Source organism: Paenibacillus sp. RU5M (genome assembly GCF_900221055.1).
In the GTDB taxonomy this organism is placed as follows: domain Bacteria; phylum Bacillota; class Bacilli; order Paenibacillales; family Paenibacillaceae; genus Paenibacillus; species Paenibacillus marchantiae.
In genome coordinates this window covers 292,364-305,393 of record NZ_OBQM01000007.1, presented here as the reverse complement: position 1 = coordinate 305,393, position 13,030 = coordinate 292,364, and the positions used below count along the sequence as shown (strand labels likewise).

Genomic DNA, 13,030 nt, shown 5'->3' with positions numbered 1-13,030 from the left:
ATTCCGATATACATTAAGTGTGTTTTCATGTTTATGAAGACCTAATGTACTATAACAAAGCCCTAGGACTTTGCGATTTATTCATAAGCAAGGACCAAAGACTGATAAAAGATAGTACAGAAATGTTTCACCATCGTATTTAATTGATAAAAAGGACGGGAAATTCATGAATCGTTATGACGAAATCATCTGGAAAAGGAACAAGCTGATCTGTATCATCCTGTGGGTTATTGTTGCCATCGGTTTTGGTATGGCCTTTCTGGAACCCAAGCTGCTTGTTTCGAGTGGGGTAGCTATTTTATTCACCGGTTGGGTAACGTACGCCAATATCAAAAAGAAGTATATTCATGTGATCCCGTGGCTTTGTACACTCCTGATTACGGTTTGTGGAGTCTATGCAGGCTGGGGAAGTGTTAACATCACTTTAAGTCTGGTCATCACTTCAGTATTGTTGCTCTATCCCGACAAGAAACTGTTCACTACCGGATTTTTCGTGTTGTTTATCATCAGTATTATTCAGGTCGTTCTGGTGGAGACAAAGAGCTCCGAGGAATTTATTGGCCATATTGTTGATGTAGGATTATTTGCGCTTACGGGAGCTATTCTGATGATGGTTTCCCAGTTGAATCAAAGACTCTTTTGGGATAGCGAGGCCCGTTGGAAAGAGGTGGAACATTCCAAAATGAGAGTGGAAACAATGCTTGTAAGGGTCAAAGAATCTGTAGAGGGCCTATCTCGTTATACGGACCAACTGAAGCAAAAAGTAACCGACACCGGCTCCATTACCCATGAAGTAACGCTTGGATTCAGTGAAGTGGCCAAAGGCGTTGAATTTCAGGCTACTAGTGTAGCAGAAATTTCAGAGTCCTTGTCCTTGTCGGATCAGCATATCCGCGATGTTGCTTCCTACTCACTTCAGATGAAAGAACTGTCAGCCAGCATGGCAACGAGCACGGAAACAGGCAGTGCGCAGATGGATCAACTGAATGTTCAGATGCAGGAGCTGTATGAAACGATTAATACCACAGCCGATGATATGAGTAAGTTTAACGAGGAAAGTGAGTCCATGTCGCTAATGCTGAACAGCATCTTGGATATTGCGAACCAGACGAATCTGCTTGCGCTCAATGCAGCGATTGAAGCAGCCCGTGCAGGTGAACATGGACGTGGGTTTGCAGTCGTTTCGGAGGAAGTTCGCAAGCTGGCAGAACACTCCGGCCATTCGGCCAGTGATATTGCTGCTATTTTGTCCCGTTTGAGAGGACAGACACAGGCGTTGACGGATCGGTTTGGGCGTATTCGACTCGCTTTGGAAGCAGGAAAAGACAGTGTGCAAACGGCAGAAGAAGTTTTCCGTACGATCAACAGCAATTCTCAGCAAGTATTGAATCAGGCCGCAGATATCGAGAGTAGTTCAGTCACCATGAGGGAATCCTCTACGAAAGTGGTTAATGAGGTTTCAGAAATTTCAAGTGTGACTCAGGAATCGAGTGCTGCTACGGAAGAAATTCTTGCCAGTATGGAGGAACAGCGCAACCTGACCCAGAAGATGGTGGATAGCTTCGGAGAATTGGAGCAACTGATTGTGGACCTGAACGAGTTGGTATCGGATAAGGACGAAGTAGGTTCTGCAACGGGTACGCTGTAAAATACTTAGGCTGAAGCTAGCCTACTGCATCGGAGTCACCTGATTACACCAATTTTATATTCGAAGTTCAGTTACTGAGCCTGTCTCCAACCATGATGTGGGGGCAGGCTTTTTTTGTTTTTAGATGGCTTATCCCTCCGCCCGTTTTTAACGAAACAATTGTGGATGCTCATCCAGGCCCACTATAATGGGAGGAATAGGAATTTGTAAAAAACAATTGATGGCAGGAAGTTTGGGTAATTGGGGGAGCAGAACGTGAAGAATGCAGTAAAGGAAAAAAGGTCGGATAGCCACGACCGTACAGATCCAGAGAAGAATGAAAGACGCGATAGGTGCGTTCGTTTCTATGATCGGAATTCGCTCCAAGATATGGACTGGCCTAACACCGAGGATGGTAGAGATGCAAGAGCGTATTTGGAACCCATCATGTTACAAGGGACACGGGACTTCATTATAAATGTAAACACAACCTTACTCATTGCTCGAATTGACGATCTAGTGCTTCCGTTGACGGTAAATGATGCAGAGTATGAAAATTCTTACGTTTGTTCGCCTTATACGCATTATGTGCGGTACGCCAAGCAGGAGTTGACGATGCTTCGGAAACCGTTGCTGGAAAAAGGGCTTTCCGCGCTGCTCAGTGTGGTGGGGTGGGGAATGCGGCAATCACAAATAAACAAAGTTGTACATATCAACAACTGGCTGTTATCAACAAACCTGTATCCAGCCATGTCCGGAGAGCAGGCGGTTTGTCTGCTTGCAGCAGTAAGGGAACGTTATCCTGAGCATGCCGTCATATTTCGCTCCTTGTGCCCAGGGCTTCACTCCGATCTGACGGGAGAGCTGAAGCAAGCAGGCTGTCAACTAATTCCGAGCCGTCAAATCTATCTGTACCAGGCGAATGATCCGAATTTCGGCAATGCGAAGTCGCGCTGGCTGCTGAAGCGGGATTACGAATTGTTGACCAAGCACGGATATGAATTTGTTTCTGAAGCGAATCTGACGGCGGAAGATATTTCGCGAATCGCGGAACTGTACAAGCTGCTATACCTTGAAAAATACTCTTATGATAATCCGCAATTCAGTGAACATTTCATTGCCACAGCAAAAGCTTCGGGAGCGCTGACCTTGTATGGTCTACGGAAGGAAGGGCGTATAGATGCGATTATGGGATACTTCTGTCGGAATGGGGTGATGACAACGCCGTTGTTCGGTTACGATACGGCGCTACCCCAGTCTATCGGACTGTACCGTATGCTATCAGCTTGCCTGATTGGACAGGCCCGTGAGAACGGTCATCTGTTGCATGAGAGTGCTGGTGCTGCACAGTTCAAACGCAACCGTGGCGCTGTGTCGGATTTCGAGTACTCTGCCGTGTATGAGCGCCATCTGCCAATGAGCAGACGCTGGTGCTGGCTGCTGCTCGAACGGCTTTTGAATCGCGTAGGTGTGCCGCTAATGCGTCGGATGAAGCTGTAAACTTGCACAACAGCGCGCTGACGCCGTCCTATGTGGGGTGCGCGTGCAGGTTTGGCTCCACACACAACAGGTCAGTCATCGTGAAACGTACACTTATTTAGATTCGCCTCAAAAATAATTGTGCTTTAATCATGCATGTTCGGCCAACTGCACTTCGAAGCCATCTGGGTCGGCAATGTAAATAAACCGCAGATGCGGATTGGGCTGGACGGGGCCTCGTACAATCGGGATGCCTAATGCGGCGAGTTGCTCCATGGCTTCGTCCAGTGAACTTACCTCATAACCGATCGAAACACCGGCCTCTGGCTTGAGTGTGGTTTCGCTGCCCTCAATCAGTTCCAGCTTCGTTTCATTTTCTGGTCCGAGCATGGCGATCTGCCGTCCACGGCTTTCGAATCTGCGCTGAATCGGCAGCCCGAGCAAATCGTGGTAGAAGCGGAGCGATGCTTCCAGATCGTGTACCCGCAGTGTGATCCAATTTAGTCTAATCAACATAATGAGTTTCTCCTTTTTTTGCGCCATATTCATCAACGTTATGCTTATTATACGATAAGCTTGTGCGTGGGCCTACCATACCACGTTACCTTTGCCTATAGAAGTTGCACTTAAAAGTGAAATCGAAAAACTGCCCAAGAATATTCTTGGGCAGTTCGGCTAAGAGTGCCGTTCAATGAGCGGGCACTTTTTTTATTGAATCAGATCAATCGCATCCTGTGACACGAAGGGTCCCTCAGTATGGGCGTGAAGCATGTGTGTAGAAGAATCGCGAAACAGGATTAGCGACCCATAATATAGAATTCGTAGTGTAAAGGTGTATGCATAATGATGAAATAGAGAGCTTGATGAGAGAGGTGAGTGACCATGATTGATATTATTGCGCTTCGACGAGACCTTCACGAACATCCCGAGCTGGGATTCACCGAATTTCGTACGGCTACCAAAGTCGTGCAGATGTTAACGGAACTGGGTTACCGTGTGACTTATGGAAAAGATGCGATTGATGACACATCGCGGCGAGGTCTGCCAAACCCTGAAGTGTTGGAAGATGCATATCAGCGTGCCATTGATGAAGGGGCAGATCCAGCGATTGTGCAGCAGATGCGAGGGGGATTTACGGCGGTTGTCGCTGAGTTGCATGGAGAACAGGAAGGACCAACAACGGCGTTCCGCTTTGATATGGATGCACTTCCGATCCGTGAGAGCAAGTCGGACAAACATATACCACAAGCGGGGCAATTTCGCTCCAGTCATGAAGGCATTATGCACGCTTGCGCGCACGATGGACATACAGCCATTGGGCTTGCACTTGCAGAACGTTTGAGTAACCGAAAGTTCGCCGGGAAGATCCGTCTGCTGTTCCAGCCTGCTGAAGAAGGTGTGCGTGGTGCGTATGCCATGGTCGAAAAAGGCATGCTGGAACAGGTGGACCGTCTGTTCTGCATACATCTGGGTACAGGTGTGCCATCCGGTCATGTCAGAGGGGCGTCTGCTGGATTCCTGGCAACGACCAAGCTGGAAGCCCATTTTACAGGTGTGTCTTCTCATGCAGGAGCTACACCGGAGGAAGGACGGAATGCTTTGCTGGGAGCCTCTACAGCACTCCTTAATATTCATGCGTTGCCTCGGTTTAGCACGGCAGATACACGCATTAATGTGGGTATTCTTGAAGGCGGAACAGGGTCCAATATTATTCCCGAGCACGCACGGATGGTGATTGAAACCCGTTCAACGACAGAAGAAACGAATCGTGAGCTGGAGCGACGGGTGCGTCAGATCATCGAGTACAGCGCGGCGATGCATGAGTTAAGCTCCACGGTTGAAGTCATCGGCGGTGCAGTCCCTATTCGCTGTGATATGGAGCTTGCAGAGCTTGCTGTGCAGCAAACTGAGGGCATCGCAGGATTTACCCATGCGGAGGCTATTTCGGATGGTGCTTCACTCGGAAGTGAGGATGCCAGCTACATGATTCGGCGCGTACAGGAACAAGGTGGGAAAGCAACGTATATGATTATTGGCAGCGAGCTGCCTGCTCCGCATCACCATCCGGAATTCGATATTGATGAAGCAGTGTTGGCTCCTGCGGTAGAACTGCTGGAGAGATTGGCAAAGACGCACTAGAAAGATATAACTACAACCAAGGAGAGGCTTTCACTTACATATCAGTTAAGGAGGTGAATGCGCTTCAAGGCAAGAGCACATGCGAACGTACCGATCGCCAGTTGGCTGAGGCAACTGCATAAACTTTGCAGGCTCAGCTAAATGGCGGTGGAACCTTGGAGCAGAGTTGGATGAAACATAAACAAGATCAGGGGTTCAAACCTCAAACATTGCAGCAGACGAAATATGGAGCCATTGATGGCAAAACCTATGAACAATACGGTACGCTCGGCTGGCTAGGTGTTCCTTATGCTGCACCTCCGGTAGGTGAATTACGCTGGAAAGCACCGCGTGATCCGGATGCATGGACAGGGACTCGAACCGCCAAGGAATTTGCTGCGTGCAGCTTACAGTTATCCGGTGAAACGATAGCCGGAAGTGAAGACTCACTGTATCTCAATATTTGGCGTCCAAATACAACCAGTTCGAAGCTTCCGGTTATGGTGTTTCTGCACGGCGGCGGGAATATGACCGGATCAGGCAAGGATTTTCAGGGTGAACAACTTGCGCGTAACACGAACAGCATTATCATATCGGTGAACTATCGTTTGGGAGCTCTTGGGTTCTTTCAAAATGCTGCATTGAAAACCGGAAATCCCCTTGATGATTCGGGCAACTATGGCTTGCTTGATGCATTCCGTGCACTGCAGTGGGTACAGGATAATATCGAGGGCTTTGGCGGAGATACAGGCAATGTTACGTTGGCCGGGCAGTCGGCAGGAGCACGTAATGTTCTGGCAGCGTTAATCTCACCGCTAAGCAAAGGGCTATTTCAGAAATTAGCTGCTTTCAGTGGTGGTCTGACCACGGCTACACCGGAGGAAGGCGAGCAAAAATCCGAGGATGCATTTGTGAAATTGCTCGTGCAAGAGGGTAAAGTGACCTCTATTGAACATGCGGGAACATGGATCGGCAAGCAGTCTCAGGCACATCTGGCCAGCTATTTGCGTGAGTTGCCTGCTGACAAGCTGGTCACTGTATATGGTTCAACGGCGATTCGTATGCAGCCATTCCCACATTTGTTCCGTGAAGGTACAGTCATTCCGAAAGAGGGATTCGATGCCATCAACAGCGGTAATTATGCACAAGTTCCTGTTCTGCTGGGCAGTTTGGAAACCGAGTTTTCCAGCTTTGCTTTCGGTGATCCATACTTTGTACCCTCATTTCATGATGAAACTCTGTTTACAGATGAAACCAAGGCCGAACAGTATGCCGCAGCTCTGAAATATGGCAGTGAGGCTTATGCAGGCTTCAATGCGGAGCGGGTAGCCGAGCGCCTGACAAGTGAAGCGGGACAGCCACCTGTATACGCCTATCGTTTTGCATGGGGCACAAAGCCTGGGGTCATTTCCGAAAGGCTGCAAACATTGCTGGGCGCACCGCATGGCGCGGATATGGACTTTTACACAGGACACGCAGACGGCGTTGCCGCTCTTTTCGCTGAAGGTTATTTTAGTGAACAGAACAAACCAGGCCGTGAGGCATTGTCTTCCGCGATGGCAGCATATTTGAAGCAGTTCCTCTATACAGGCAACCCGGATCGTGGTGGATCATCGGAATTGGCCGAATGGACACCTTGGACAAAAGATGCCAAAGCACCAATTATGCGCCTCGACGCAACCGATACCACAGCCGAGATCGGCATGTCTAAGCAATATAATGAAGGCAAGGATGCCGTGATGGAGAAGATGAAAAAAGAATTGCCAGAGGAGACATACAAGTTGCTGACGGAGAAGGTATTTGCCGGACGTTTTTTCTGGGAATAGATTGGACAGAACAGATTAGAATGAAAGTACAACAAAGCGGACAGGAGAATCATTCTCCTGTCCGCCTAAGTTATAAATTTAAAAGCTTTTACATTAATAAGTTTGGCTTTAAATACCTCTGTAGATATAGCCGTTTCCAGAAACGCTATAGCCACTATGATTGTATACAAGTATTCTATATGTACCTTTAGGTACAGAAACCTTAGTTTTAGTATTGGTATCAGTGTAATTTCCGAAAACATAACCTTCTTTAATTATTTTACCATTATTCGGATCGGCAAAAATGTAAGATACAGTTGGGCTACGAACAAGTTGTAAACTATCTGCCCACTGAACTACTGTGATGTCGTAATTCCCATCTTCAGAAACTGTAATATTTTGACCAGTATTATAAAGCCCGTTCTTGTCTAAAGATTCAAATTGCCATACTGCAAGTGGTCCAGCTAATGCCGAAATTCCATCAGAAGAATGATTTGAATTAGTAGTTTGGTTGCCTTCAAGCACAACTAAGTTACTAAATAGCTCATCAGCTTCTTTATCCGTAAGGATAACTTTGTAAGGCTCTTCAGAATCAGTTACAGTAGATTCCAAAGCGAATACATTTGTACTAAAACAGAAAACTAAAACGGCAATAAGTGCAAATTTAAATGTGAATCTTGTCTTTTTCAAAAAATTCCCTCCTAAAATATATTATTGTAAAACTATTGTTCTAATATATATAAATTGGTTTAATAAGTCAAATGAGTAATATAAATAGATATTATGGTAGATTAATCAATGATGACTGATTTAAGTAATATTAAAATGAAGTGTAATAGTAAGTGCCCCTCAGATCTTAAAAAGTAGAGAGGCATTTACATATTTATTTTAGCTAAAAAACAATGACCCCTTCACTCTTCCGCGATTAGGGATTAAAAAAGGTTGAAAATTAAGTGGGGATTAGTGGGTCAGAACCAGCCCATGCACCGTCAACAATGAAGTCCGAACCAATTACAGCCTGCATTCTCACTTGAGAGGAAGGAAGCAGTTCCGCAGTTAACGGATATCAATCAGGACGGGAATGGGATTCACAGGAATACCGATATGAACCATTTCAAGTGCTCCGTTTATGGTGATTAATTCGGCACGGATTTTGGCAGAGATATACATAGACACATGAAAGTTGGGGGGTGTCCAGAAGGGAGATTTAAGGTGTGCAGAGTGTCATTTCGATTGTTTGGGTGATTCGGAATAGAAAGGCATCAGATCTCAAGACTAAGCGTTTTCTGGATTTTTTTCGTATGAAGTGTAGTGATCTCGTCATGGGGCTGGTCTAAAAGAAGAAATTGAGGTAGAATTATTGAGAATTATTCTCAATTAAACAAATCTCTTTCTGGAGTTAAGATCAAGTTATAGACGAGGTGAGAACACATGGGTTTCGATTCGTTAGCCGTTGTATACCAACATTATTTAACGCAGGAACCATTCAGTCAGCAAGATGAAAATACGTACCTGCTCTCTGCTAAAGCGGGCAGTGGCAATATAAAAAGAGTAACCACGTATAGTGGTATCGAAATTGTGTATTCTCAGATTAATTATAGTGAACCGTGCTCTACGTTCTTTGCATCGAATATTCCCATCATAGAGCTGCAATTTGCCTTGTCAGGTGCGCGTTATGTAGACATATCCGGTCAGCAATATACGCTGCCCACTGGACAGGGAGCACTCATTATGATGCGTGATTTTGAAGCCTGGTTCCATCCGCCTGCGCAGGAGAACTATACTTCTTTTGCCATCGGAATTCCGATCTCGTTGTTCAATTATGCTGGCGCACAATTGGCAACGAGCCAGTCCATTCGTTTTCAGGACATTTTGGGACATTGTGTGTTCAAACCCATCATATTTCAGCTGGATCACAGAATTCGAACGATGATTGAAAGTCTGATTGGGGAATTGAACAACCCCTATAGATCTTCCTTAATGATGGAAGCGACCGCATTGGAGATATTGAATCGGTTTATGATTCAGCTGTTTGATCTGGCTCCTATTCCTTCGGGATTTTCCAGAGAGGATATAAGGAAGCTGCATACCGCCCGGGAGATTATGGAGGCAAGCATGGTGGACCCTCCATCCCTGCTGGCGTTGTCCAAACAGGTGGGTCTGAATGATTTTAAATTGAAAAAAGGCTTTAAGGCGCTGTTCGGCACTACCGTATTTGAATATTTGCGCCAGATTCGTCTGGATAACGCCATGAAATTGCTGCGCAGCCAAGAGAACAACGTCACTGAGGCAGCGATAGCGGTTGGTTACAGTAACATCAGTGCCTTTTCCCAGCAATTCTATCGCAAATTTGGTGTCAAGCCATCGGAAATGAAAAAAATGTATTAATAATCCGTCTAACCGTTAATTGTTCCGTATGGAGGCAGTCGAGATTCTCTCAGCCTTGTATACTCCAGGTACAGTGGATACTGTACTGAAAAATAAAGGAGTGTATGAGCGTGAACAGAATCAGAGGAAGTATCTTTTTTAGCGTATTTGCAGCCATGTTGGGTCTTATGCTTATTGCTCCCATTATGCCGCCACTTATTCGTGAGCTGGGGATGAAAGAAAGTCATTCCGGGCTAATTATTTCACTTGGGTCCATCGCCATGGCTGTGATGGGTCCGGTATGGGGCAGATTCAGTGATCTGAAAGGCAGAAAACCAATCATATTGATTGGATTCATAGGCATGTCCATAAGCTGTGCGTTGTTTGCATTGGCGATGTATAGTGGATTAAATGCGTGGATCGGAGGGGGACTTTTGTTAACCCTTCTGATTGTAACGCGGAGCTTGATTGGTATGTTCATTCCGGCAGTGCTCTCCTCTTCACAGGCATATATGGGAGATGTGACGGAAGGAGAAGAGCGGGGAAGCGGGATGGCGATTATTAGTGCCGCCAATGGGCTGGGACTTGTATTTGGCCCTGCGATTGCAGGCGCTTTTACCATTATCGGCCTCCTGTGGCCGCTTTACTTTGGTATTTTTATTGCGATAGCGGCTTTTATCATTGCTTTGTTGCTCATTCCTGCTGCCAAGCCGGTCATTCAGGAGAAAGCGCCCAAGGTCAACCCGCTCCAACGCGGGTTGCGTATGTATCTTGCTGCCGGGTTGGTTACGATGATTGGCATTATGACGGTACAGGTTATTGGTGGATTTTATTTCCAGGACCAACTCGCATTATCTCCAGGGGCTACAGCCCGAATGGTCTCGTTTGGACTGATGTTCTCCGGGGCTGCGATGCTGATCATGCAGGTGATCCAGATGAAGTGGTTGAAATGGCAGCCACGGCCGATGATTTTGCTCGGGTCCCTTTTTCTGCTCGCAAGCATGGTATTGTTTCTGATCTCTAGTCAATTGGTTGTCTATTATCTCTCCTTCTTCCTGTTCGGCATGGGCTCGGGTCTGATGATGCCTGGTTTTATGGCCGGGGCTTCTCTTTCGGTCAGCAAAGAACAACAGGGCGGCGCAGCCGGATTGGTTGCAGCGATTCAAGGCATATCTGCCGTGATCACCCCTTTACTCACAACAACGCTGTATCAGTTAGATAAACATATTCCGTTCATGCTGGTAGCCCTGTTGGTTCTAGTCATGGGTGCAGTCATGTTGGGATCGAGAAAAACTCAAACCCATTCCGTTGCCGGGTAAGGTTAAAGACCTAACTGAACCACAACTTTGCGGCATAGAAATGTCGCTGCGAATCCGGCTATCGCGTCCAGTTGCACGCCAATCTGTTCACCCTCGTAAGCGAAGCTGAGCTGCAAGCAGACATTGCTTTCCTCGGCGGGAGAGATGTTCTTAAACTGGACGTCTTCAAAATTAAAGTCGAGGGGCTGTTCCAACCCGTCTGTGGAAGTATGCGTAATCGTCAGGGACAGATTTTCAAACTTATCGCCTTGATCCGCGTTTTGCAGCTTCACATTGGTTAGTTCATCGTAGTGAAAAGGTGGGAAGAACCCCAACGTATCGATCACGTTCTGGGCACCTTCTATGGAATTGAGTGGTGAGAAGATCATTTCAAACTGCCAGGCTTCCATCAATCGTGAATCATACTGGGGGCTTGTGTACAGCAGGATCGAATCAGGTCCGCATTCTATTGCCGTTCCAATAAATGCGGCCCAGCCTGCTGTTCCAATCTCACCAACCGTTATCAAAATCTGATCTTGAGCATGCAGCCTTAATTCGCAATCTGAATTGAAGTGTACTCGGAAAGCTGGTACCTTCACCTGCCATCCCGTATTCGGAGCAAAATAAAATTCCTCCCGCTCCACAGATTTTATGCTAACGTTCCATGTCCGCTCCTGATTCATGCAATCCCCTCCGTTATACATAAGCTTTGAAAACTGGCAAGACACTTCACTTGGCCTTGATCATCTCTCAGCCGCAGCCTGCATCAGCTTGTAAATCTGGCGGGTCGTGTTCACGTTCCGGACCGTCATATATTTGTAGACCTTGGAGCCTATGAGCTTGTTCATACCACTTTTGGTGACAAGTTCTTTACTGACGGAATATAAAATGGCTCCGGGAACATATAGCAATGTGCCGATTTCCGGTTTGATGGGCAGTTTGTCCAGAACTGAAACATCATTCACTTCATCCCAGAGGAACATGACATCACTTTTGGCCGCGGCATCATTCGTCCAGTCCTCCGGTAGTCCTTGAATAACAGTTCGAACTTCATCCAGATTACGTACCATCACCTTGATCTGTAAGCCAAAATCGACAGCTATGGCTTGTTCAAGAATCTGGGATAATTCCGTATTCGCATCCACGCGTTCCTGATGATCGGCAAAGATAATATTGCCTGAGTTGATATACGTCACCACGCCCAGTAATCCCGCTTGTTCAAACGTTTCTTTTAACTGCTTCATATTGATTTTGTTATTCCCGCCCACATTAATGCCCCGAAGCAAAGCAACATAGATCATGACTCAACCCTCCGTATCCTTTGATCCTTTACTTTTAACGAAATGACAAATACTCGAATAAATGTGCAGTATGCTCTTCTCCCAGTAAATCATTCAACATAGGTTCGACATGCTCCAGATATTCGGGTTTGGTTTCATAAGTTTCCTCGTCCTTCAATTCCCCATCATAGGCCCGTGCAGCTTCAATCAGGATGGCCAGTGCATTAAAAAACACTGTTAATGAATCGGCAATAAGCTGAGGTTCTTCTCCTGCAAAGGCTGCATATACAGGAGAGTTCGGTGCTGCTGTATCCACAATTATCGGATCATCGTTAAAATTCGCAATGACGACATGATTTTTTTGCCAAGAGGCTGACTCCTCATAAGGTTCGTTCATTCCGATCCAGCGGTGACCTAGTTGCTGACGATGGAGATGTTCAGGTGCAACAAAGGAGATTAGAGCTGCATCACCGATCTCGACGGCTGCATTTTTCATTTTGAGTGTGCCCTTGGCCTGTTCATCCATCATCTCGTAGTGGCTGTACAGATATTGGAGCTCTGGAGAGAGCGGGATTCGTTCGTCCACTTGCAGCTGGTGTTGTTGTTCACGAGGACGCAGATCATGATTTTTGAAAAGTCCATAAGCTTCATTATATAAATCTTGCTGCTCCACAAAACGAATTAGGACGGCATTCAGCTGTTCCAAGGTGTCTGATCCCTCCTGGTGTTAGAATTATTTTCAAACAGTTACATTCAATCATAAGCATAAGCATATATCAAAATGGGAAAAGCTTACACCCTCTGGTTATATAAATTGAACTAAAGAATATTTACACTTGCCACTCCGATGACAGAACAACCTTACGATCGCTGTTATCCCCAGATTTTTTTTGATTTCCTTTTTCAAAGGTGAAAATCCGGGGACAAAGGCGAAGCGTATGCTTTCGATGCAGCTTTCTTTCAGAAAGCTTTTAGCTCCGCTTCTTCAGGTTATTTCTGTCCTCTCCGTTCTCGTGTAAATGTTTAGTTCAATTTATATAGTTAATATTGAATGCG

The 13,030-nt window shown here is 46.2% G+C and carries 11 protein-coding genes; 6 read left to right on the top strand and 5 right to left on the bottom strand.

Annotated features, from left to right (window positions below; translation table 11 throughout):
- Positions 1–166 precede the first annotated feature (166 nt).
- Both CRO25_RS21025 and CRO25_RS21020 read left to right on the top strand, forming a co-directional pair.
- Complete coding sequence (locus CRO25_RS21025; RefSeq protein ID WP_079696304.1) at positions 167–1,648, top strand: methyl-accepting chemotaxis protein; 1,482 nt, start codon at positions 167–169, stop codon at positions 1,646–1,648.
- A 255-nt stretch (positions 1,649–1,903) separates the two neighbouring features.
- Positions 1,904–3,127, top strand: a complete 1,224-nt coding sequence (locus tag CRO25_RS21020; RefSeq protein ID WP_079696353.1) for a GNAT family N-acetyltransferase — start codon at positions 1,904–1,906, stop codon at positions 3,125–3,127.
- A 129-nt stretch (positions 3,128–3,256) separates the two neighbouring features.
- Here the strand turns inward: CRO25_RS21020 and CRO25_RS21015 are convergent, their stop codons facing one another.
- A complete protein-coding gene (locus CRO25_RS21015; protein ID WP_064636118.1) occupies positions 3,257–3,622 on the bottom strand; it encodes a VOC family protein in 366 nt (121 codons plus the stop codon).
- 366 nt (positions 3,623–3,988) lie between these two features.
- Here CRO25_RS21015 and CRO25_RS21010 point away from each other — a divergent pair, with 366 nt between their 5' ends.
- On the top strand, positions 3,989–5,245 hold the full coding sequence (locus CRO25_RS21010; protein ID WP_079696303.1) for an amidohydrolase: 1,257 nt from the start codon (positions 3,989–3,991) through the stop codon (positions 5,243–5,245).
- A gap of 170 nt (positions 5,246–5,415) precedes the next feature.
- Positions 5,416–7,050 (top strand): carboxylesterase/lipase family protein, encoded by a 1,635-nt coding sequence (locus CRO25_RS21005; protein WP_079696302.1) that lies wholly within the window; start codon positions 5,416–5,418, stop codon positions 7,048–7,050.
- A gap of 108 nt (positions 7,051–7,158) precedes the next feature.
- On the opposite strand, the gene CRO25_RS21000 is transcribed toward CRO25_RS21005, so the two are convergent.
- Positions 7,159–7,719: a hypothetical protein gene (locus CRO25_RS21000; RefSeq protein WP_079696301.1), complete on the bottom strand. Its 561-nt coding sequence runs from the start codon at positions 7,717–7,719 to the stop codon at positions 7,159–7,161.
- A gap of 741 nt (positions 7,720–8,460) precedes the next feature.
- Here CRO25_RS21000 and CRO25_RS20995 point away from each other — a divergent pair.
- Both CRO25_RS20995 and CRO25_RS20990 read left to right on the top strand, forming a co-directional pair.
- Positions 8,461–9,417 carry an AraC family transcriptional regulator gene (locus CRO25_RS20995; RefSeq protein ID WP_079696300.1) on the top strand — a complete coding sequence of 319 codons (957 nt, stop codon included), beginning with the start codon at positions 8,461–8,463 and terminating at the stop codon, positions 9,415–9,417.
- A gap of 110 nt (positions 9,418–9,527) precedes the next feature.
- Positions 9,528–10,715, top strand: coding sequence for an MFS transporter (locus CRO25_RS20990; RefSeq protein ID WP_079696299.1), 1,188 nt, complete (start codon positions 9,528–9,530; stop codon positions 10,713–10,715).
- A gap of 2 nt (positions 10,716–10,717) precedes the next feature.
- Here CRO25_RS20990 and CRO25_RS20985 read toward each other — a convergent pair whose 3' ends face one another.
- From CRO25_RS20985 to CRO25_RS20975, 3 genes are read right to left on the bottom strand one after another with little or no spacing between them, the layout of a single operon-like run.
- Positions 10,718–11,377 carry an Imm50 family immunity protein gene (locus tag CRO25_RS20985; protein WP_079696298.1) on the bottom strand — a complete coding sequence of 220 codons (660 nt, stop codon included), beginning with the start codon at positions 11,375–11,377 and terminating at the stop codon, positions 10,718–10,720.
- A gap of 60 nt (positions 11,378–11,437) precedes the next feature.
- Positions 11,438–11,995 carry a DUF1697 domain-containing protein gene (locus tag CRO25_RS20980; RefSeq protein WP_079696297.1) on the bottom strand — a complete coding sequence of 186 codons (558 nt, stop codon included), beginning with the start codon at positions 11,993–11,995 and terminating at the stop codon, positions 11,438–11,440.
- Between the two features lie 34 nt (positions 11,996–12,029).
- The gene (locus tag CRO25_RS20975; RefSeq protein WP_079696296.1) at positions 12,030–12,680 is read right to left on the bottom strand and encodes a hypothetical protein; all 651 of its coding nucleotides are present in this window, start codon (positions 12,678–12,680) and stop codon (positions 12,030–12,032) included.
- Positions 12,681–13,030 lie beyond the last annotated feature (350 nt).

What these genes read in the sequence shown, in the direction of transcription:
- CRO25_RS21015 (WP_064636118.1), bottom strand. Translation starts at nt 3,622, where the DNA reads ATGTTGATTAGACTAAATTGGATCACACTGCGGGTACACGATCTGGAA.
- CRO25_RS21005 (WP_079696302.1), top strand. Translation starts at nt 5,416, where the DNA reads ATGAAACATAAACAAGATCAGGGGTTCAAACCTCAAACATTGCAGCAG.
- CRO25_RS20985 (WP_079696298.1), bottom strand. Translation starts at nt 11,377, where the DNA reads ATGAATCAGGAGCGGACATGGAACGTTAGCATAAAATCTGTGGAGCGG.
- CRO25_RS20995 (WP_079696300.1), top strand. Translation starts at nt 8,461, where the DNA reads ATGGGTTTCGATTCGTTAGCCGTTGTATACCAACATTATTTAACGCAG.
- CRO25_RS20980 (WP_079696297.1), bottom strand. Translation starts at nt 11,995, where the DNA reads ATGATCTATGTTGCTTTGCTTCGGGGCATTAATGTGGGCGGGAATAAC.
- CRO25_RS21025 (WP_079696304.1), top strand. Translation starts at nt 167, where the DNA reads ATGAATCGTTATGACGAAATCATCTGGAAAAGGAACAAGCTGATCTGT.
- CRO25_RS21010 (WP_079696303.1), top strand. Translation starts at nt 3,989, where the DNA reads ATGATTGATATTATTGCGCTTCGACGAGACCTTCACGAACATCCCGAG.